This is a genomic window from Noviherbaspirillum soli, from assembly GCF_015352955.1.
In the GTDB taxonomy this organism is placed as follows: Bacteria; Pseudomonadota; Gammaproteobacteria; order Burkholderiales; family Burkholderiaceae_D; genus Noviherbaspirillum_A; species Noviherbaspirillum_A soli.
In genome coordinates this window covers 23,256-43,920 of sequence record NZ_JACYOX010000009.1, presented here as the reverse complement: position 1 = coordinate 43,920, position 20,665 = coordinate 23,256, and the positions used below count along the sequence as shown (strand labels likewise).

The following is a 20,665-nucleotide window of genomic DNA, read 5'->3' as shown; positions in this document are numbered from 1 at the left end:
ATTCGGGTGGATGTCAGGACCGCCTGTTCAGCGTGTCCTCCGCTTGACACTGCACCACTGGAACATTTGCCTGTCATCCCCTATGCCCGCACTGTGCAGGGAGCAGCTTTGAGGGTCCAGTAAATAGCCATAGGTGCTCAGGACCCGTTGCGCCTTGTCCTGATGCGCCTTGTTCTCTGCATCGATATTCGGGTAGGGATCAGGAGCCTGCTTCTGCAGTTGGCAAGCCGCGTCCTTCGCGGTCGGGTCTGCCGCTGAAACACTCGCACGGAGCTTGAACCTGCCGATCACCCATTGCAGCGCGGCGCATCTGGAAGGCGTACTCGTCAGGCCGAGCTGATCGGCCAGCGACCTCATGCGTGCCGCACGTTCGGGATAAACATCTTCTTCACCCTTGATCAGCGCATGGACAGGGCCATTGCGGCCGGCGATCATGCTTTCGATCTTCGCTGAAAAGGCCGGACCTTTCGGGAAATTGCCATTGACCTGGGCAAAGGCGACTTCCGGTGGAAATGCCATGACGAGCCAGCCGAAGGGCGGATCGTCCTCGGTAGTCAGCACGGTGGTGCGCGCCGGATCCGCAAGCGCCGGCACATCGACATGAAAGGGCTTGTCGCTCCATCCCTCATGTCCCCAAGTCTTGAATCCACCCAGAAGTACCAGAAGCGTGGAAATTGCAATAACCCACGATGCTGCGGTGTGGGCCCGCGAATACGGAAGCAGCCGCGTGAAAAGCAGGTAAATGGCCAGCGGCGCCAGCAGGTCCATTGGCACCAGATAGCGATAGATGCTGAAGATCCTCATCCACAGGATGAACCCGAGCACCAACACAATGACGATGAACCGGGCATCGGGCGCCAGACGCTGCGTCGCCGATTTCCGGATCTTTGCGGCAAGCCCTCGTATTGCCAGCAGAATGAGGAGCAGATAGGCAATAGCCCAGAGCACATAGCGAAGCGGAATCTGGCCCACTTTTTTCGCATCTGCGGAAATGATGAAAGGCCAGAGCAGTTGTTGCAGCAGGGTTTTGGGCAGCCATGAGGTATCCGTGACGCCGCCCGCGCCCGCAAGCGGATTGGGAAAGAGATTGCTGAATTGCGGGAAGAATGGATTGCCAAAGGTCTGCCACATTGTGTAGAACCAGAAGCCGGCGGTGCCTGCCAGCCCGGCCAGCACGCCGACCCCGAATGCGAAGGCACCTTGAACACGCATCGCTATCGAAACAGGCAGTGTCAACAAGCCCAGGCAGATTGCCACGGCATAGGGCGCATTCGTCAATTTCAGGCCAGCAGCCATGCCGGCAAGCACACCCGCCGCCGCCAGCGTCCAGATGGCGTGGACAGATCGGGCCGAGAGCGCGGGAATGGCATGCAGCGTGACCAGTATCGATGCGAGGCAGAACAGGGCGGTGGTGTTGTCTCCCATTGTGCTCCCTAGCTCTGACAGGAAATTGGCCGTCAGGCATCCCGCAAGCGCGAGCAGGATAGTCGTGCGCTGCCTGTTCGTATCCGGCAGCCAGAGCAGCAGCTTGCGGCAGATCGCCAGGACCAGCACGAAATTAAGACCATGGATCACGCCCATCATGAAGCCAAGCAGGCGCGGTGGCAGATGGTTTATTGCAAGGTAGTACGGTATGTCGAGAAGCGGATTGAAATAGCTTTGAAAGCCGGCCGGCGCAAAGTCGGTGCCAAGCTTGTCATGCAGGAACGCGAACGGATTGTAGAGATGATAGTTCCGCAAGTCCCAATTGCTGTCAGCGCCCAGCAGAAGCGACCAGATACCGAAAGCGACGGGCACCAGCACCGCTGCATGCATCTGGGCTCGCGCACCATTCAGATATAGCCAGAACCGTTGGAAGGATGTGTTTTTCTTCAATGGCAGAGCGCTGGCAGCTTCGGCGGGTAGGGGAGTGGTGTTCACTGTTCTTGTGTGAGATACAACGTTGAAAAGAGAGCAGCGCTATAACGCCGTCTTTCGTGTTTGCTATTCTGCTTTAGACCCGAGATCGGCATTGAGTATCTTCACAGGCGCTTATGGTTCCGCTTCCGTCATCGCGGGCAGTGCCAGCGCAGCGGCGCTCCGATCCCGCTGCCGGCAAGTCACAGGAGAGGATGAAAGGAACTCGGAAACGGCATGCAGCCTGGGCCTGCTTTTTCGGCGCGGCAGATCATGCGGTGGCCAAGCCGTTCACTGCAGGACATCAGCGCGATTGCACGACCGGGCAAGCCATAAAAAAACGGCCCGTATCGCTAGAGGCCGTTCAATCAGTGGTGCCGAGAGCCGGAATCGAACCGGCACGCTGTTTCCAGCGCGGGATTTTGAGTCCCGTGCGTCTACCTATTCCGCCATCTCGGCAACGCAGCCGGCATTATCCTCTATTTGAAGCGTTCCGGCAACACGAGGCACTGTATTGGCCGGCCGCGAGGTGCTTTCCGGATGGCTCATGGAATGCTATTGGGCGGCTATCACGCCGCAAACCTGGCCCCACTCAAGCAAACACCTGCTGATACAAGGCCTCTACGTCACCACGCTCCTGGGCGATACGCTCCGGCGCGACCCTGGCCCGTTCTTCGCCCTGCAGCCGGATCTGATGCTGCAGGCGCCGGAACTTCCTGTATGCGTCCGCCACTGGCTGCGCCAGCGCGTGATCGATCAGGCCTAGCTGGCCGCATAGTTTCAACAGGGCGATGTTGCCGATGTCCGCCGTCAGTTCGGGATGTTGCGCGGCATGGCGCAGCACCAGGAACTGCACCATGAATTCGATGTCGATCATGCCGCCTTCATCATGCTTCAGGTCGAACATGGGCGAGCGGTTGGGATGGGCGTCATGCATTTTCCTGCGCATGGACAGGATTTCCTGCTTGAGCTTGTCCGGGTCGCGCGGCAGCCGCAACACCCGCTCGCGCAGCTGCTCGAAGCGCTGGCCTATCTCTTCATCGCCGGCGCAGAACCGGGCGCGGGTCAGGGCCTGGTGTTCCCAGACCCAGGCGGAAGACAGCTGGTATTTCTCGAACGAGGTGATGGAGGAACAGATCAGGCCGCTGGCGCCATCCGGGCGCAACGCGATATCGACATCGAACAGGATGCCGGCCGGCGTGTGGCTGGTCATCCAGGTGATGAAACGCTGGGCCAGGCGGGCGTAATTGCCCGGCGCTTCGGGGTCGTCATCGTCGTACAGGAACACCACGTCCAGGTCGGATGCATAACCCAGTTCCTTGCCGCCCAGCTTGCCATAGGCGATCACCGCAAACCGCGGCACTTCCCGATGGCGGGTGCGCACCGTCTGCCAGGCTGCCGTGACGGTGGCGTTGACCAGCACATCGGCCAGGCTGGAAAGATGGTCGGCCAGCCGTTCGACGGTCAGGTCGCCTTCCAGGTCCTGCGCCAGCAGGCGCAGCAGCTGCGCATGATGCAATTCACGCAGCACATCCATCTGGCGCTCGGTGTCACCCGGCACCGCATCCAGTTGCCGCTGGCATTCGGCAGCGAATGCCGCCCAGTCCGGCGGTGAGCGCAAGGTCTGATCATCCAGCAGTTCATCCAGCAGCAGGGGATGCCGGGTCAGGTAACCGGCCGCCCATTCGCTGGCAGCCATCATCCGGATCACCCGTTGCAGGGCCTGCGGATATTCGGTCAGCAAGGCGAGGTAGGATGCGCGGCGGGCAATCGTATCGAAGAAATCGAGCAGCCGGCCCAACGTGGCCGATCTGTCGTCGGCAATCGCGGCAATCGCCGGCAGCGCACTGTTGACCAGCGAAACCATCAGGTTGCGGCTGCTCTCGGGCATGGCCTGCAAGCGCGGCGAGGTCCAGAGATTATTCAGGCGGCGTGCCGCAATCAGCGGGTTGTCATATTGAAGTGCCGTCAGGTGGGCGGTGATCGTTTCTTCGGTATCGCCATCAGTCAGTACTGCGGACAGGTCGGGTCCGGAGACGGCGCTGTCTTCCTCCGCTTGCGCCGGCTTCTTTTCGCTGAACATGTCATCGAATTGCTTGGCGACGATCGAACGATGGATTTGCAATTCGGCCATCAGCGCGGGGATGTCCTCAAAGCCCGCCATATTTGCAATCGTCAGCCGGTCTTCTTCATTGGCCGGCAGGGTATGGGTCTGGGCATCGTCCAGGTATTGCAGCCGGTGTTCCAGGTTGCGCAGGAAGACATAGGCATGCTGCAACTGCTCGACTTCATGTTCGCCCAGCAGGCGCTTCTGGGCCAGCACATCCAGCGTCCTGCGGGTGGAACGATCGCGCAATTCCAGTTCGCGTCCGCCGCGTATCAGCTGGAAAACCTGGGCCAGGAATTCGATTTCCCTTATGCCGCCGCGGCCCAGCTTCACATTGTGACTGCGTTCCGGATGGCGTGCTTCCTGGCGCCGTACTTCCGCGCGGATCTGGGCATGCATGTTGCGCATTGCGTCAATCGAACTGAAGTCCAAATACCGCCTGTAGACAAAGGGCTGCACGATATTGTCCAAGGTCGAAATATCTTCCTCATTGCCGGTGAGCGCACGGGCCTTGACCCAGGCATAGCGTTCCCATTCCCGGCCCTGCACGATCAGATATTCCTCCACCATGTTGAAACTGGCCACCAGCGGGCCGGAAGCGCCGTTCGGCCGCAGCGCCATGTCGACCCGGAAGGTAAAGCCATCCTCGGTGATTTCGGACAGGTCGCCGATCAGCTTCTTGCCCAGGCGGATGAAGAATTCATGATTCGATAGCTGCCGCTGGCCGGGTTGGTCGGTCACCGTTTCGCCGTCTTCCGGGTAAACGAAGATCAGGTCGATATCGGACGACACATTGAGTTCGTCACCGCCCAGCTTGCCCATGCCCAGCACGATCATTTCCTGCACCTTGCCGGACTCATCGCCAACCGGCGTGCCGTACAGCGCCCGCATATCGCAGGTCAAGGCCTGCAGATGGGTATTCACGGCGAAGTCGGCGAAGCGGGACATGGTCTCCACGACTTCAGCAAGATCCGCCTGGCCGCCGAGGTCACGGGTAATCAGGGTGGCAATCACCAGGTTGCGCACCCGGCGCATCGCGCGCGGCAATGGCATGCCGGCATCGGTTTCCTCTTGCAGCAGTTGCGCGAACCGGTCGGCTGTCAGCGGTGCGGCCGCGGCTTGCGCAAGTTGCGCCGGCCGGCTGTCGTCGGCCTGACGCCAGCGGGCAAGGAAACGGGAGGCGGTGGTGTTGACCAAGGGAAATCTCGCTGGGAAAATGGACTCGCTATTTTAGGGCGGTTTGCGGTTTCCGGCGGCGAATCGCTGCCATCCATGAGAACATGCGCTGTCTTTTTTGCATGTCCGTTCGTTTTTCCCCGGTTCCGATGTCTACTCAACGCGCCTTCTTCCATCGCATCGCCAACTGGGCATCCCATGCCTGGCGGCGCATCCGCTTTGGATACCGGGTATTGAACCGGATGACGCATCACGCATTGAGCCTGGCATTCACCGGATTGCTGGTGCTGTATTTCCTGTTTTGCAGCACGGTGCTGGTGCTGCGCTACGTTGTTTTGCCCAATATCGACCGCTACAAGCCGAATGTTGAACAGATGGCCAGCAAGGCGCTATCACGGCCGGTCAGCATATCCACCATTCACGCCTCCTGGCATGGCCTGAATCCGCATCTGGTGCTCAATGATGTCGTGGTGCACAACCGCAATGGCCAGGCGGCGCTCAGCCTGCCGCAAGTGTCTGCCACGCTGTCCTGGACGTCGCTGATGGTGGCCGACCTGCGCCTGAACTTCCTGCAGGTCGACCGTCCGGATGTGGAAGTGGAGCGCAGCGCGGAGGGCGTCCTGTCCGTTGGCGGCGTCGACATCGACAAGGGCGGCGCGGAAGATGGCAGGGGACTGGAATGGTTGCTGTCGCAGCGCGAGATCGTGGTGCGCAATGGCTGGATCCGGTGGCGCGACGCGCAGCGCGGCGCACCCGAGTTGCGGCTGGAAAAGGTGGATTTCCTGTTGCGCAACCAGTGGCGGCATCATCGTTTCGCGTTCAAGGCAACGCCGCCGGCCGAACTGGGCGCGCCGATGGACGTGCGCGCCGACTTCAGCCATCCGTCGTTTGCGCGCCGCATCTCGGATGTGCGGCGCTGGACCGGCACCCTCTATGCCGACTGGCGCGACACCGAGCTGGCACGCTGGCGTCCTTACATCGATTACCCGGTCGAGCTGCGCGAAGGCAAGGGCGCGGTCCGTGCCTGGCTGGATTTCGATCAGGCCAGGGTGGCCGGTTTCACTGCCGACCTGGCGCTGACCAGCCTGTGGGCCCGGCTTGCGCCCGAACTCGAACCGCTCAGCCTGAAACAGGCGCAGGGCCGCATTTCCGCCAGCGAAGTGCTGGGCGGCGGTGAAGACGGCGTGCCGACGCTGGGGGTTTTCGGCCACGCCATTGCGCTCACCGATTTTTCGATGGAAACCGACGATGGCCTGAGGCTGCCGCCCACGACCATCAGCGAAACCCATGTCGCCGCGACCGAACAGACACCAGCGCGCACCGAAGTGCGCGCCACGCTCCTTGATCTGGAGACCATTGCCAGTTTCGTCGGACGCCTGCCGCTGGACGAAACCCGGCGCCATCTGCTGGCCGACATCGCGCCACGCGGCAGGCTGCAGGATTTCACGGCCAGTTGGCAGGGCGAGTTCCCGGAAATTTCCGCCTACCAGGTCAAGGGCCGGTTCAGCGGCCTGTCAATCGCGCCGCGGCCCGCGAAAGACGAGCAGCGCGCCACCCCGGGCTTTGCCAATCTCACCGGCAGCATCGACGCCAGCGAACACGGCGGCGGAATCACGCTGGCATCGACCGACGCCACCCTGCATCTGCCGGGCCTGCTGTCGGAAGCGGCGCTCCCGTTCGACACCCTGGCGCTGCAGGCGAACTGGGCAAGACGCCAGCAGCAGTTGCAGGTCGATGTCGGCCATCTGCAGTTCAGCCGGCAGGGCATGACGGGCCAGTTGGGAGGCAAGTACCAGGCCAGCCTGGTCGATGGCCATATCGCGGGGCCGGGCACCGCGGACCTGACCGGCAAGCTCGACGGCTTCAACGTGGCGGAGATTGGTCGTTTCCTGCCGCTTGCCACCCCGCCCAAGCTGCGGGGCTGGCTGACCGGCGCGCTGGAGGCAGGCCATGCCCGGGATGTTGCGCTGGTGCTGAAAGGCGACCTGGCACATTTTCCCTTCTCAGCCGCTCAGCGCCAGAAGGGCCAGTTCCTGGTCACCGGAAATATCGAGGAGGGCCGTCTCAACTACACGCCCGGCGACCTCGCCGACGATGCCTCCCGGCCGCTGTGGCCGCTGCTGGAAAGGATCAACGGCAAATTCACGTTCGAGCGCAGCCGCATGGAAATCCACGCGGACAGCGCCCAGACCAGCAAGGTCAGGCTGAGCAATGTGGATGCGGTGATCGCCGACCTCGCCGATCATGCGCATGTGCTGGACATACGGGGCGCGGCCAGCGGCGCGCTGCAGGACTTCCTGCAGTTCACCAGGAACAGCCCGGTGGCGGAATGGATAGGCCACTTCACCGAGGAAAGCCAGGGCAGCGGTGACGCCAGGCTGGCGCTCAGGCTGCAACTGCCGCTGGCGCAGATGAAGGAGACCAAGGTGCAGGGCACGCTGCAGTTCCAGAACAATGACATCGTGCTGCAGCCAGCGATTCCACCGCTGCTGCAAACCGCCGGCGAACTGAAGTTTCATGAAAAGGGCTTCTCGCTCAACGGCATACGCACCGCTTTCCTGGGCGGCCAGGCCGGCGTGACCGGCGGCAGCCAGCGCGACGGCACGATCGCCATCCGCGCAGAGGGTGCGATGACGGCGGACGGCCTGCGCGCCACCTATCCGGCGCCGACCATGCAGCGGCTGCTGGGGCATGTCAGCGGCGGCAGCCGCTACAGCGCCCAGATCAACGTGAAGAACAAGCGTCCGGAAATCGTGGTGGAGTCCAGCCTGCAGGGCCTGGGCCTGGACTTTCCGGCGCCGCTGAAGAAAGCCGGCGCCGATGCCTTGCCCTTCCGGTTCGACATGTCAGCGGCGCCCTCCAGCCAGGGCGCCGAACTGCGCGATGAACTCAGGCTGACGCTGGGCCGGATGATGGAAGCCCGCTACAGCCGCCGCAAGCAGGACGACAGGCAGGCGGCATGGCAGGTGGTGCGCGGCGGCATCGGCGTGAATGCGCCCGCGCCGCAGCCGGACAGCGGACTGGTCGCCAACCTGGCGGTAGACCGGCTGGATGCCGACGCCTGGCGCGCCACCGCATCGTCCATCGTCGGCGACAAGAGCGGCGATAGCGGAGACGGCGGCAAGCGCGCGGGCGACAGCGACATGGGCCAGTATGTCGACCCCGACATCCTGGCTGCGCGCGCGACCGAACTGATCATCATGGGCAGGAAGCTGGAAAACGTGGTGGTCGGCGCCTCCCATGACGACAATGCCTGGCAGGCCAACATCGACTCGGCCCAGGCCAGCGGCCATGTGTCCTGGAGCGAGTCGCGTTCGGGCCGTGGCCTGGGCAAGGTGAGCGCCCGGCTGGCCTCGCTGATCATTCCGCAGGCTTCATCATCGGACGTGTCCGATCTGACCGAAGAAAAAAGCGTCACCACGCAGATTCCGGCGCTGGACATCATCGCCGACCGGTTCGAGCTCGGCGGCAAGAAAATGGGCAGGCTGGAACTGGCCGCCAACAATGCCCGGGTCAATGGACAGCGGGAATGGCAGATCAGCAGGCTGTCGATCGCCAATCCCGACGGTGCGCTCAACGCCACCGGCAAATGGATCATCCGCAATGGCCAGAACGCGTCCAGCCTGAACTACAAGCTCGATGTCGCGGATGCCGGCCGGCTGCTGGAACGCTTCGGCTTCGCCAATGTGCTGCGTGGCGGCCGCGGCACCATGCAGGGCGACCTGAACTGGGTCGGCCTGCCGTTCTCGATCGACATGGCCAGCCTGTCCGGCCAGATGCAGCTCGACATGGCGGCCGGGCAGTTCCTGAAGGTGGACCCGGGCGCAGCCAAGCTGCTTGGCGTCTTGAGCCTGCAATCCCTGCCGCGTCGCCTGACCCTGGACTTCCGCGACCTGTTTTCCGAGGGCTTCGCCTTCGACGGCGTGGTGGCCAATGCCAGCATCAGCCATGGCGTGATGTACACCGACAACTTCAAGATGCGCAGCGTCACGGCGGCGGTGCTGATCGACGGCTCGGTCGACATCGTCAAGGAAACCCAGAACCTGAACGTGGTGGTGTTGCCCGAGATCAACGTGGGCGCTGCCTCCGTCGCTTATGGCCTGATGGTCAACCCCGTGATCGGTCTCGGCACCTTTCTTGCGCAACTGGTGCTGCGCGACCCGCTGACCGCCGCCTTTACAATGGAGTACCAGATCGCCGGTTCCTGGAAAGACCCGGCGATCAGCAAGGTCGACCGTCACAACCGCAAACCGAATGCGATGGCCGGGGCCGCCGCAGACAAGCAGGGGAAGCAGGCAAGATGAAAAAGATCGCTGCGATACAGATGATTTCCACGCCCGACGTGGCTGAGAATACGGCGACAGCGCGCCGCCTGGTCGGCCGCGCCGCGCAGGAGGGCGCGAGCCTGGTGCTTCTGCCGGAATACTGGCCGATTTTCGGCATGCATGAAAACGACAAGCTGGCGGTGGCCGAACAGCCAGGCGCCGGCCCGATCCAGGATGCGATGGCGTCGATGGCGCGCGAATTCGGCATCTGGCTGATCGGCGGCACCATGCCGCTGGTCGCCGCCGAGCCGGGCAAGGTGCTCAACACGCTGCTGGCCTACGGACCGGACGGCGGCTGCGCCGGCCGCTACGACAAGATCCACCTGTTCGGCTTCACCCGCGGCGAGGAAAGCTATAACGAATCCCGCACCATCGCACCGGGGCGGGAAATACAGACCCTGGAGACGCCGCTGGGCCGGGTCGGGCTGTCGGTCTGCTACGACCTGCGCTTCCCGGAACTCTACCGGGCCATGGGGCGATGCAATCTGATCGTGGTGCCATCTGCCTTCACCTGGACCACCGGCCAGGCGCACTGGGAAATCCTGTTGCGCGCCCGCGCGATCGAAAACCAGTGCTACGTGCTGGCCGCTGCCCAGGGCGGCCGCCATCCGAACGGCCGCCGTACCTGGGGCCACAGCATGCTGATCGATCCATGGGGCGATATTAAAGCGGTGCTGCCGGAAGGCGAGGGTGTGGTCTGCGGCGACTTCGATGCCGGCGCGCTCGACACCGTGCGCGCCAACCTGCCGGCGCTGAACCATCGGGTGCTTTGATCCACTGATCCTCCTGTCCACATAAAGCGCGGCAATCGGTTAATCTGTGTGGGAAATTTCGACGACGTTTCCCGTCCGGTTCAGCCAGTCCGGCCCAGTTCAGCCCAGATCACTTTTCACACCATGAAACCATTCGAACCCAACATCCAGACCCTGTCTCTCGCCCGCGACGTGCTGCTGACGCCGTTCGGCCTCGATGAATCGCGGCTGATCCATGTGCTGGGCACCATGTTCACCCACAAGGTGGATTATGCCGACCTGTATTTCCAGTTCACCAAGAGCGAGGGCTGGAGCCTGGAGGAGGGCATCGTCAAGACCGGCAGCTTTTCCATCGACCAGGGCGTGGGCGTACGCGCCATTTCCGGCGAGCGCACCGCGTTTTCCTATTCAGATGACATCTCCGAACCGGCGCTGCTGGAAGCGGCAGCCGCCACCCGCACCATTGCCCGCCAGGGCGCCGGCCGGGTCAAGGTCGCCGCCAGGGTTCAGCCGTCGGGCGGCCGTTCGCTGTACCTGCCGCATGATCCGCTGAGTTCGCTGGATGCGACCGAAAAGGTCAGGCTGCTGGAGCGCGTCGAGCGGATTGCCCGTTCCAAGGATCCGCGGGTGGTGCAGGTGATGGCTGGCCTGGCCGGTGAATACGACGTGGTGCTGGTGGTGCGCAGCGACGGCGTGCTGGCCGCCGACATCCGGCCCCTGGTGCGCCTGTCCGTCACCGTGATCGCCGAGCAGAACGGCCGGCGCGAGATGGGCAGTTCCGGCGGCGGCGGTCGCTACAGCTATGCCTATTTCACCGACCAGATGCTGGAAACCTATGCCTCCGAAGCGGTGGCGTCTGCCCTGGTCAACCTCGATTCCCGTCCGGCGCCGGCCGGCCCGATGACGGTCGTGCTTGGCCCCGGCTGGCCCGGCGTGCTGCTGCATGAAGCCATCGGCCACGGGCTGGAGGGCGATTTCAACCGCAAGGGCTCCAGCGCGTTTTCCGGCCGCATCGGCGACCGGGTCGCCGCAAAGGGGGTGACCGTGGTCGACGACGGCACCCTGGCCGACCGCCGCGGCTCGCTCAATATCGACGACGAAGGCAACCCGACCCAGTGCACCACGCTGATCGAGGACGGCATCCTGAAAGGCTATATCCAGGACACCATGAACGCCCGCCTGATGAAAATGCCGGTCACCGGCAATGCCCGGCGCGAATCCTTCGCCCATCTGCCGATGCCGCGCATGACCAACACCTACATGCTGGGCGGCGACCGCGATCCGCAGGAAATCATCGCATCGGTAAAGAATGGCCTGTATGCGGTCAACTTTGGCGGCGGCCAGGTTGACATCACCAACGGCAAGTTCGTGTTCTCGGCCAGCGAGGCCTACATGATCGAGGATGGCAAGGTGACCTATCCGGTCAAGGGCGCGACGCTGATCGGCAACGGGCCGGATGTGTTGAACCGGGTTTCGATGATCGGCAACGACATGCGGCTCGATTCCGGCATCGGCGTCTGCGGCAAGGAAGGGCAGAGCGTGCCGGTGGGCGTTGGGCAACCGACGCTGCGCATCGACGGCGTTACCGTCGGCGGCACCGCCTGATCGATAGGCGCTTGCCAAACCGGAAGATTTGCTGCACTATTGACCCGGAATTTTTCACAGCAAGCGCTTGACTCATGACCTTCGCCCGTTTTCACTTTTATTTTTACTTTAGCTATTCCAGCCCCAAGGCGGTGGAAAAGCGGTAAGTTCACGTAAAAGCAAGACGAACGAAACAAACCGAGATTCTGACAAAACCGCCAGCGATGGCGGTTTTTTCGTTTTACAGACTGAAGAACCTGGACTGGAGAAAACATGCCGCGCACCGATGACTTACGCATACGAGAATTGAAAGAACTGCTTCCCCCCTCTCATCTGATCCGCGAATTCGCGTGTTCGGACAAGGCCGCGACCGTGGTTGCCGAGTCGCGCAACGCGCTGCATCGCATCCTGCACGGCCAGGACGACCGCATGATGGTCGTGATCGGGCCATGCTCGATCCATGACACCGATGCCGCCATGGAATATGCGCATCGCCTGGCCGCCGAGCGCGAGCGCTTCAAGGGCGACCTGGAAATCGTGATGCGGGTGTATTTCGAAAAGCCGCGCACAACGGTGGGCTGGAAAGGCCTGATCAACGACCCCTACATGGACAACAGCTTCCGCATCAACGACGGCCTGCGCATGGCCCGCGAACTGCTGCTGAACATCAACGAACTGGGCCTGCCGGCCGGCACCGAATTCCTCGACATGATCAGTCCGCAGTATGTGGCCGACCTGATCAGCTGGGGCGCGATCGGCGCCCGCACCACCGAGTCCCAGGTGCATCGTGAACTGGCGTCCGGCCTGTCCTGCCCGGTGGGCTTCAAGAACGGCACCGATGGCAACATCAAGATCGCCGTCGACGCGATCAAGGCCGCGTCGCAGCCGCATCATTTCCTGTCGGTGACCAAGGGCGGCCACTCGGCCATCGTTTCCACTGGCGGCAATGAGGATTGCCACATCATCCTGCGCGGCGGCAAGGCGCCCAACTACGACGCGGCCAGCGTGGAGGAAGCCTGCAAGGCGATCGCCGCCAATGGCCTGGCGGCGCGGGTGATGATCGACGCCTCCCATGCCAACAGCTCGAAGAAGCCGGAAAACCAGGTGCCGGTGTGCGCCGACATTGCTTCCCAGGTAGCGCGCGGCGATACCCGCATCGTCGGCGTGATGGTGGAATCCCATCTGGTGGCCGGTCGCCAGGACCTGGTGCCGGGCAAGGAACTCACCTATGGCCAGTCGATCACGGACGGCTGCATCGACTGGGACAGCAGCGTGCGGGTGCTGGAAGGCCTGGCCGAGGCGGTACGCCAGCGGCGGCTGCATGTGGAAGAGGAATAAGGGAGCGATGCGCTGCGTTGAACAGGGCCGGGCAAGCGGCTTTTCGCTTGGCGCGGCTTTTTTCAATGCGCCGTCGATCGCGCCGTGACAGCGATGCCTGCAGCAGTCGTAGGGTGGAATACCCCGAAGGGGCATTCCACCGGATGGTCGACCAAGGGAAGGCTCTGCGCAGGCCGTCGTTATTTCATGGCCCATGGTGCAATGCCCTTCGGGTATTGCACCCTACGTAGGCATTTCAGGGACGCCCTCAGTAGCGCTTCTGCAGCGTCATCTGCTCGCCGCTGCGCCGCATTTCCGTCCGGTTCAGGAAGGACATGCCCAGCAATGCCAGCGGCAGGCCCTGTTCCTGCACCAGCGCATCGACCTGGTTCAGTTCCAGGTCGCCAACGCGCACCGTATCGAGCCGGACGCGGTAGGCCGGCGCCATGCCGTTGGCGGTGCTGACCATGGCCGGCTGTCCACGCCGGTAATCGATGCCCATGCGCTGCGCGTCCGACGCGGGCAGCGCAATCAGCGATGCGCCGGTGTCGACCAGCATGCGCACCGGCTTGCCATTGACCACGGTTTCGGCGAAGAAATGGCCGCGGCCGTCGGCCTGCAGCACCGCGCTGGCCTGCGTGGCGGCAGGCTGGCGATTGACGTGGCTGCCCAGCGCGATCGTCTCGCGCCGGCCATTGGTCTCCAGCGTCGCGCCATTCTGGTCAGCCGCCACCAGGCGTACGCCGCTTGCCACGCTGCTGCCCACCGCATAGGTACGCGGGCCGGCGCCGTCGACCACCAGCACCGCCTTGCCCCGAAACAGGCCGACCACGCTGACGTCGGCTGCCCGCGCCGCCGGCAGCGCGCACAGCAGCGCCAGCACAGCCGCGCGCAACGGCCTGGTTGCGCCTTCAGTCACGGAAGTTGTTGAATTCGAGCGGCAGGTCGGCCACTTCCTTGCGCAGCAGCGCCATGCTGGCTTGCAGGTCGTCGCGCTTGGCGCCGGTCACGCGCACCGCTTCGCCCTGGATGCTGGCCTGCACCTTCATCTTGCTGTCCTTGATGAGGCGCACGATCTTCTTGGCGGCGTCGGACTCGATGCCCTTGCGGATCTTGATGATCTGCTTGACCTTGTCGCCGCCGATCTTCTCGACCTTGCCGATGTCAAGGAAGCGCACGTCCACGCTGCGCTTGGTCAGCTTGGCGGTGAGCACGTCGCGCACCTGGCCCAGCTGGAAGTCGCTGTCGGCATAGGCGGTCAGTTCATGTTCCTTCTGCTCGATGCGGGCGTCGCTGCCCTTGAAGTCGAAGCGGGTCGAGATTTCCTTGTTGGCCTGGTCGAGCGCATTGCGCACTTCCACCAGGTTGGCTTCGGATACTACGTCGAACGATGGCATGGAATGTCCTTTGCTGGCGCGGCTGGCGGCGCCGTATGGGTTGCTGGATTGATATGCGGGCGGTCATTCTAGCGGACAAAAAACCGGGTGGCTAGAATCGGCCCGGCTATAATCCCCCGCCTATGGCTTCCGTTCCCGACCTGCAATCCGGCGTATCGCTGCGCCCCTTCAACACTTTTGGCATCGATGCCAGCGCCCGGCTGCTGCTGCCGGTGCATGGCGCCGACGACCTGCGCGCCGTGCGCGACGACCCGGCGCTGCGCGGCCTGCCGCGGCTGGTGCTGGGCGGCGGCAGCAATCTTCTGCTGACCGGCGATTTTCCCGGCCTGGTGCTGCACATGCGCGGGCAGGGCATCGCCATCGTCGGCGAAAATGCCGGGGCCACGCTGGTGCGCGCCGCCGCCGGCGAGAACTGGCATGGCCTGGTGCAATGGACATTGGCCCATGGCCTGGGCGGCATGGAAAACCTGTCGCTGATACCGGGCAGCGTCGGCGCCTCACCGATACAGAACATCGGCGCCTACGGCAGCGAACTGAAGGACTGCTTCCATTCCCTGACCGCATTCGATTTCGAGACCGGCGAGCTGTTGACCCTGGATCGCGCCGCATGCGAATTCGGCTACCGCGACAGCGTCTTCAAGCACCGACTGCGCCACCGTGCCGTGATCCTCGACGTGACCTTTGCTTTGCCCAAGGCCTGGCAGCCCAATCTGCGCTATGCCGAACTGGCCCAGGAAGTCGCGGCGCGCGGTCTGCTTGCGCTGCGGCCGGCAGACATCGGCAAGGCGGTGATCGCAATCCGGCAGCGCAAGCTGCCCGACCCGGCCGTCATCGGCAATGCCGGCAGCTTCTTCAAGAACCCGGTAGTGTCATCCGCCCGGCGCGATGCCCTGCTGGCAGCACATCCGCAACTGGTGAGCTATGCGCAGGGCGACGGCAGCTACAAGCTGGCGGCGGGATGGCTGATCGATCAGTGCGGCTGGAAGGGCAGGACCATGGGCGCGGCCGGCGTATATGAGAAGCAGGCGCTGGTGCTGGTGAACCGTGGACAGGCGCGTGGGGCGGATGTGGTCGCGCTGGCGACGGCGATCCGGCAGGATGTCGAGCGCCGGTTCGGCGTGATGCTGGAACCGGAGCCGGTGTTTGTCTGATGCGTTTGCCTGATGCATGAAAGGCAGGGCGCGGCGCGCCTCGCCTTTTCAATGGTTGCTGCCGTTCAGCCGCGCCGTTCAGCCGAAATGGCAGACGTAGTCCAGCGTCTCCAGAGTCACGATGTCGAAGCTGGAATTGCCCGGCACGCTAAACTGCTGGCCGCCTTCGTATTCCTTCCACTCATCCTCGCCCTGCAGGCGGATGCGGCACTTGCCGGCATTGAGTTCCATGATTTCCGGCGCGCCGGTGTTGAACACCAGGTTGGACGGGAAAATCACGCCGACCGATTTCTTGCTGCCGTCGGCCATCACGACGGTGTGCGAGACGCACTTGCCGTCGAAGTAGATGTTGGCCTTCTTGGTGACCGACACGTTGTCGAATTGCTCGCTCATGGTGCTTCCTTCCATAAAATGAAAGGGACCCGGCATGGGTCCCTTGCTGTGCCTGCTTGAGGATTACTGGCCGCGCTTGGCCCGCGCCATTGCCGCGATGCGCATGCGCAGCGCATTCAACTTGATGAAGCCGCCAGCATCGGCCTGGTTGTAGGCGCCGCCGTCTTCGTCGAAGGTGGCGATGTTCATGTCGAACAGCGAATCGGTCTTGGAGTCGCGCGACACCACGATCACGTTGCCCTTGTACAGCTTGACGCGCACCCAGCCGTTGACGCTTTGCTGGGTATGGTCGATCAGGGTCTGCAGCGCAACGCGCTCCGGCGACCACCAGTAGCCGCTGTAGATCATCTGCGCATAGCGCGGCATCAGGTCGTCCTTCAGGTGCGCGACTTCGCGGTCCAGGGTGATCGATTCGATGGCGCGGTGCGCACGCAGCATGATGGTGCCGCCCGGAGTTTCATAGCAGCCGCGCGACTTCATGCCGACGTAGCGGTTTTCCACCAGGTCCAGGCGGCCGATGCCGTGCTTGCCGCCGAGGCGGTTGAGCTCGGTCAGCACTGCGGCCGGCGACAGGCGCTTGCCGTTCAGCGCGACGATGTCGCCTTTTTCAAATTCGATGTCGAGATATTCGGCCTGGTCGGGCGCCGCTTCCGGGCTGACCGTCCAGCGCCACATCGATTCCTCGGCTTCCGCCGCCGGGTTTTCCAGGTGGCGGCCTTCGAAGCTGATGTGCAGCAGGTTGGCGTCCATCGAGTAGGGCGCGCCGCCGTTCTTGTGCTTCATGTCGACTTCGATGCCGGCGTCTTCCGCGTACTTCAGCAGCTTCTCGCGCGACAGCAGGTCCCATTCGCGCCACGGCGCGATGATCTTCACGTTCGGCATCAGCGCATAGGCGCCCAGCTCGAAGCGGACCTGGTCATTGCCCTTGCCGGTGGCGCCGTGGGAAATGGCGTCGGCGCCGGTTTCCTTGGCGATCTCGATCAGGCGCTTGGCGATCAGCGGGCGGGCGATGGAGGTGCCCAGCAGGTATTCGCCTTCGTAGACGGTGTTGGCGCGGAACATCGGGAACACGAAGTCGCGCACGAACTCTTCGCGCACATCGTCGATGTAGATGTTTTCCGGCTTGATGCCGAACTTCAGCGCCTTCTGGCGTGCGGGCTCAAGCTCTTCGCCCTGGCCCAGGTCGGCGGTGAAGGTGACGATTTCGCAGTGGTAGTTGTCCTGCAGCCATTTCAGGATGACCGAGGTGTCGAGGCCGCCGGAGTAGGCCAGCACGACTTTGTTGATGTCGCTCATTGGAGTGCTTTCTTTAAAACAGGAGTATCAATAAATTACTGCGCAGACACGCGGCCCAGTACCAGGTATTCGAGCAGGGCTTTCTGCACGTGCAGCCGGTTTTCCGCTTCATCCCAGACCACCGACTGCGGACCGTCGATGACTTCGGCCGACACTTCCTCGCCACGGTGGGCCGGCAGGCAATGCATGAACAGCGCATCCGGACGGGCGCGCTGCATCTTGGCGCTGTCGACGATCCAGCCGTCGAACGCCTTCAGGCGCTCGGCGTTTTCTTCCTCGAAGCCCATGCTGGTCCAGACGTCGGTGGTGACCAGGTCGGCATCCTGGCAGGCGTCGGACGGATTGGCAAACACCGTATAGCGTTGGTTGTCCTGCGCCACCAGGGCCTGGTCGATGTCGTAGCCGGCTGGCGTGGACACGTTCAGGTGGAAGCCGAACACCTGCGCCGCCTGCAGCCAGGAATACAGCATGTTGTTGGCGTCGCCGATCCAGGCCACCGTCCTGCCGGCGATGCTGCCGCGGTGCTCGACGTAGGTGAGTATGTCGGCCAGCACCTGGCAGGGATGGTGCTCGTTGGTCAGGCCATTGATCACCGGCACGCGCGAATTGGCGGCGAAACGCTCGATGATGTCCTGGCCGAAGGTGCGGATCATGATGATGTCGCACATGCGGGACATCACCTGCGCCGCGTCTTCCACCGGCTCGCCGCGGCCGAGCTGGCTGTCGCGGGTGTTGAGGTAGATGGCCGCGCCGCCCAGCTGATGCATGCCGGCTTCGAAGGACAGCCGGGTGCGGGTGGAGCTCTTCTCGAACACCATGACCAGCGTGCGGTCTTCAAGCGGATGGTAGGGCTCGTAATTCTTGAACTTGTGCTTGATTAGCCGAGCGCGTTCAAGGACGTACTCGAACTCGTCCAGCGTGAAGTCGGAGAATTGCAGAAAGTGTTTGATTGCCATAAATGAAAACGGCGGCGAGGGTGGCGCCTGCCGCCGGAGTTCGTCAATTTGCCGATTATAGGTGAGTTTTTTGCGAAAAGACACTTGTCTGCGCGCCAGCACTCCCGTGTTTTGGCAGGTCAGTAACCGATTGTCTGCATTGACTCGTGCCGCAGCTGCGCATAGAGCGCATGCCGCATCGGCGCGATACGGCCTTCCTTTACGCCGGCCAGCACTGCGCAGTCGGGCTCGCTGATGTGATGGCAGTTATAGAACCGGCAATGGCCCAGGCAGGGCGCGAATTCCGGGAAGGCGCGCTCCAGCATGCCTTCGGTCAGCTGGTGCAGGCCGAATTCCTGGAAGCCGGGGGAATCGATCACCGAGGTGGCGTCGTCGATCGCATACAGCCGGGTGAAGGTGGTGGTGTGCTTGCCGGTGTCGAGCGCGGCGGAGATCTCGCGCACCGCGATGTCGGCGTCCGGCACCAGCAGGTTGATCAGCGAGGACTTGCCCATGCCGGACTGGCCGATGAAGATGCTTGACTGCCCCTGCAGGACAGGCATGAGCTTCGCCACTGCCTCCTCCGGCGCGGTGCGGGCCGAGACCTCATGCACCGGGTAGCCCAGGCCGGCATACAGCGCCAGGCGCCCGCGGGTCTTTTCCAGCGAGGCGGTGACGTCGATCTTGTTCAGGATGATGTGGGCCTGGACTCCCGCCGACTCGGCAGCCACCAGCGCGCGCGAGATCAGGTCGTCGGAAAACGCCGGCTCGGTCGCCACCACGATCAGCAGCCGCGTCACGTTGGCCGCAAGCAGCTTGGACTTGTACTGGTCGGAGCGGTAGAGCAGGGTGCGGCGCTCCTCTATGCCTTCGATCACCGCCTGGTCCGACGAGGTCATTTTCAGCGTGACGGTGTCGCCCACGGCCACATCGCTTTTCTTGCCGCGGGTAACGCAATGCAGCCGCTGCGAACCCGCTTGCGCCACGTAATGGCGGCCATGCGCCGCGATGATCACTCCGCTGGCGGCGCTCATGCGGTCCTTGCGTTGGCCAGCAGCCGGTTGATGCGCACGGTGGCCGGCGGATGGGAATCGTAGAACGCCGAATGCAGCGGGTCGGGCGTGAGCGTGGAAGCATTGTCCTCGTACAGCTTGACCAGCGCCGACACCAGGTCCTGCGCATTGCTGTGCCTGGCGGCGAAGGCGTCGGCCTCGAATTCATGCTTGCGCGAGCTGATCGAGGTCAGCGGCGAGAACAGGAAGGTAAATACCGGCAGCGCCAGCATGAACAGGAGCAGCGCCATCGCATCGTTGGGCACGCCGGGGATCGGGTCCACGCCCAGGCCGGAATAGAACCATACCTGCGTCTTCAGGTAACCCAAGAGGGCCAGCAGCGCCAGCGACAGCGCAAACATCACGACGATGCGCTTGACGATGTGCTTCAACTTGAAATGGCCCAGCTCGTGCGCCAGCACCGCCTCGATCTCCTGCGGCGCCAGGCGCGCCAGCAGGGTGTCGAAGAACACGATGCGCTTGGCCGCGCCGAAGCCGGAGAAATAGGCATTGCCGTGGGCGCTGCGCTTGCTGCCATCCATCACGAACAGGCCCTTGGAAGCGAAGCCGACGCGCTGCATCAGGTTTTCGATGCGCGAGCGCAGGCTGTCGTCGGACAGCGGCGTGAACTTGTTGAACATCGGCGCGATCACGGTCGGGTAGAGCACCAGCATCAGCAGCTGGAAGCCGCTCCAGACGAACCAGGCATACAGCCACCACAGGTCGCCCGCCTTGTCCATCAGCATCAGGATCACCCAGACCAGCGGCAGGCCGATCAGCACGCCCAGCGCCGCGCTCTTGAGCATATCCGAGAAGAACAGCGCCGGCGTCATGCGGTTGAAGCCGAACTTCGCTTCCAGCACGAACTTGCGGTAGTACTCGAAGGGCAGGTCGATGATGCCGGAGATGGCGGCGAAGGCGGCCAGCAGCGCGATCTGGTAAGTCATGCCGGGGCCGGTGAGGTTGAGGATGGCCACCGACAGCCATTGCAGCCCGCCCAGCAGCGTGAAGCCAAGCAGCACCGCGGTGTTGACGAACAGGGTGATCAGGCCGAAGCGGCTGCGCGCCACCGTATAGTCGGCTGCTTTCTGATGCGCGGCCAGCGGTATCTTTTCGGCAAACTGCGGCGGCACCGCGCCGCGATGGCCTTGCACATGGCGGACATGGCGCCACAGCAGCCAGCAGCGCACTACCAGCGTGGCCAGCAGAAACGCAATGAACAAAATGGAAAAGCCGTGTGTGGACATGCTATGCCTGTGAGAAAATGCGGACAAACCGGAGGAA

14 protein-coding genes and 1 tRNA gene are annotated in these 20,665 nt (G+C 63.2%); 5 read left to right on the top strand and 10 right to left on the bottom strand.

Going from position 1 to position 20,665, the window contains the following annotated elements; all coding sequences use genetic code 11:
- Positions 1 to 27: 27 nt before the first annotated feature.
- The 3 genes from IGW04_RS09355 to glnE all read right to left on the bottom strand — a co-directional run bounded on the left by IGW04_RS09355 (position 28) and on the right by glnE (position 5,200).
- Complete coding sequence (locus tag IGW04_RS09355; RefSeq protein WP_194712808.1) at positions 28 to 1,920, bottom strand: hypothetical protein; 1,893 nt, start codon at positions 1,918 to 1,920, stop codon at positions 28 to 30.
- A 348-nt stretch (positions 1,921 to 2,268) separates the two neighbouring features.
- Positions 2,269 to 2,355, bottom strand: a tRNA-Leu gene (locus IGW04_RS09350).
- Between the two features lie 133 nt (positions 2,356 to 2,488).
- The gene (gene glnE / locus IGW04_RS09345; RefSeq protein ID WP_194712807.1) at positions 2,489 to 5,200 is read right to left on the bottom strand and encodes a bifunctional [glutamate--ammonia ligase]-adenylyl-L-tyrosine phosphorylase/[glutamate--ammonia-ligase] adenylyltransferase; all 2,712 of its coding nucleotides are present in this window, start codon (positions 5,198 to 5,200) and stop codon (positions 2,489 to 2,491) included.
- 128 nt (positions 5,201 to 5,328) lie between these two features.
- Between glnE and IGW04_RS09340 the strand changes: the two genes are divergently transcribed.
- From IGW04_RS09340 to aroG, 4 genes are all read left to right on the top strand, one after another.
- Positions 5,329 to 9,483, top strand: a complete 4,155-nt coding sequence (locus tag IGW04_RS09340) for a YhdP family protein (protein WP_194712806.1) — start codon at positions 5,329 to 5,331, stop codon at positions 9,481 to 9,483.
- Positions 9,480 to 10,277 (top strand): carbon-nitrogen hydrolase family protein, encoded by a 798-nt coding sequence (locus IGW04_RS09335; protein ID WP_194712805.1) that lies wholly within the window; start codon positions 9,480 to 9,482, stop codon positions 10,275 to 10,277. The genes IGW04_RS09340 and IGW04_RS09335 overlap by 4 nt, the downstream gene beginning before the upstream one ends.
- 123 nt (positions 10,278 to 10,400) lie before the next feature.
- Positions 10,401 to 11,861 carry a metalloprotease TldD gene (gene tldD / locus IGW04_RS09330; RefSeq protein ID WP_194712804.1) on the top strand — a complete coding sequence of 487 codons (1,461 nt, stop codon included), beginning with the start codon at positions 10,401 to 10,403 and terminating at the stop codon, positions 11,859 to 11,861.
- Between the two features lie 252 nt (positions 11,862 to 12,113).
- Entirely contained in the window at positions 12,114 to 13,178 is a 1,065-nt protein-coding gene (gene aroG, locus IGW04_RS09325) for a 3-deoxy-7-phosphoheptulonate synthase AroG (protein WP_194712803.1), read from the top strand.
- Positions 13,179 to 13,425: 247 nt separating this feature from the next.
- Here aroG and IGW04_RS09320 read toward each other — a convergent pair whose 3' ends face one another.
- On the bottom strand, positions 13,426 to 14,076 hold the full coding sequence (locus tag IGW04_RS09320) for a TIGR02281 family clan AA aspartic protease (protein ID WP_323744838.1): 651 nt from the start codon (positions 14,074 to 14,076) through the stop codon (positions 13,426 to 13,428).
- Positions 14,069 to 14,554, bottom strand: coding sequence for a YajQ family cyclic di-GMP-binding protein (locus IGW04_RS09315; protein ID WP_194712802.1), 486 nt, complete (start codon positions 14,552 to 14,554; stop codon positions 14,069 to 14,071). Before IGW04_RS09315 ends, IGW04_RS09320 begins: the two co-directional genes overlap by 8 nt.
- A gap of 122 nt (positions 14,555 to 14,676) precedes the next feature.
- On the opposite strand from IGW04_RS09315, the gene murB reads away from it, so the two are divergent.
- A complete protein-coding gene (gene murB / locus IGW04_RS09310; RefSeq protein ID WP_194712801.1) occupies positions 14,677 to 15,705 on the top strand; it encodes a UDP-N-acetylmuramate dehydrogenase in 1,029 nt (342 codons plus the stop codon).
- Between the two features lie 78 nt (positions 15,706 to 15,783).
- Here murB and ppnP read toward each other — a convergent pair whose 3' ends face one another.
- From ppnP to IGW04_RS09285, 5 genes are all read right to left on the bottom strand, one after another.
- Positions 15,784 to 16,098: a pyrimidine/purine nucleoside phosphorylase gene (gene ppnP / locus IGW04_RS09305; protein ID WP_194712800.1), complete on the bottom strand. Its 315-nt coding sequence runs from the start codon at positions 16,096 to 16,098 to the stop codon at positions 15,784 to 15,786.
- Between the two features lie 63 nt (positions 16,099 to 16,161).
- Positions 16,162 to 17,394, bottom strand: coding sequence for an argininosuccinate synthase (locus tag IGW04_RS09300; protein ID WP_194712799.1), 1,233 nt, complete (start codon positions 17,392 to 17,394; stop codon positions 16,162 to 16,164).
- A gap of 35 nt (positions 17,395 to 17,429) precedes the next feature.
- Positions 17,430 to 18,350: an ornithine carbamoyltransferase gene (gene argF, locus IGW04_RS09295; RefSeq protein WP_194712798.1), complete on the bottom strand. Its 921-nt coding sequence runs from the start codon at positions 18,348 to 18,350 to the stop codon at positions 17,430 to 17,432.
- Between the two features lie 119 nt (positions 18,351 to 18,469).
- Positions 18,470 to 19,363: a ribosome small subunit-dependent GTPase A gene (rsgA, locus tag IGW04_RS09290; protein ID WP_194712797.1), complete on the bottom strand. Its 894-nt coding sequence runs from the start codon at positions 19,361 to 19,363 to the stop codon at positions 18,470 to 18,472.
- Positions 19,360 to 20,628: a M48 family metallopeptidase gene (locus IGW04_RS09285; protein WP_194712796.1), complete on the bottom strand. Its 1,269-nt coding sequence runs from the start codon at positions 20,626 to 20,628 to the stop codon at positions 19,360 to 19,362. Before IGW04_RS09285 ends, rsgA begins: the two co-directional genes overlap by 4 nt.
- Positions 20,629 to 20,665: the final 37 nt, after the last annotated feature.

Bases quoted from the DNA above. Each gene is read 5' to 3' on its own strand.
- IGW04_RS09335 (WP_194712805.1), top strand. From the start codon at position 9,480: ATGAAAAAGATCGCTGCGATACAGATGATTTCCACGCCCGACGTGGCT.
- rsgA (WP_194712797.1), bottom strand. From the start codon at position 19,363: ATGAGCGCCGCCAGCGGAGTGATCATCGCGGCGCATGGCCGCCATTAC.
- murB (WP_194712801.1), top strand. From the start codon at position 14,677: ATGGCTTCCGTTCCCGACCTGCAATCCGGCGTATCGCTGCGCCCCTTC.
- aroG (WP_194712803.1), top strand. From the start codon at position 12,114: ATGCCGCGCACCGATGACTTACGCATACGAGAATTGAAAGAACTGCTT.
- IGW04_RS09285 (WP_194712796.1), bottom strand. From the start codon at position 20,628: ATGTCCACACACGGCTTTTCCATTTTGTTCATTGCGTTTCTGCTGGCC.
- IGW04_RS09300 (WP_194712799.1), bottom strand. From the start codon at position 17,394: ATGAGCGACATCAACAAAGTCGTGCTGGCCTACTCCGGCGGCCTCGAC.
- argF (WP_194712798.1), bottom strand. From the start codon at position 18,350: ATGGCAATCAAACACTTTCTGCAATTCTCCGACTTCACGCTGGACGAG.
- IGW04_RS09340 (WP_194712806.1), top strand. From the start codon at position 5,329: ATGTCTACTCAACGCGCCTTCTTCCATCGCATCGCCAACTGGGCATCC.
- tldD (WP_194712804.1), top strand. From the start codon at position 10,401: ATGAAACCATTCGAACCCAACATCCAGACCCTGTCTCTCGCCCGCGAC.
- ppnP (WP_194712800.1), bottom strand. From the start codon at position 16,098: ATGAGCGAGCAATTCGACAACGTGTCGGTCACCAAGAAGGCCAACATC.
- IGW04_RS09315 (WP_194712802.1), bottom strand. From the start codon at position 14,554: ATGCCATCGTTCGACGTAGTATCCGAAGCCAACCTGGTGGAAGTGCGC.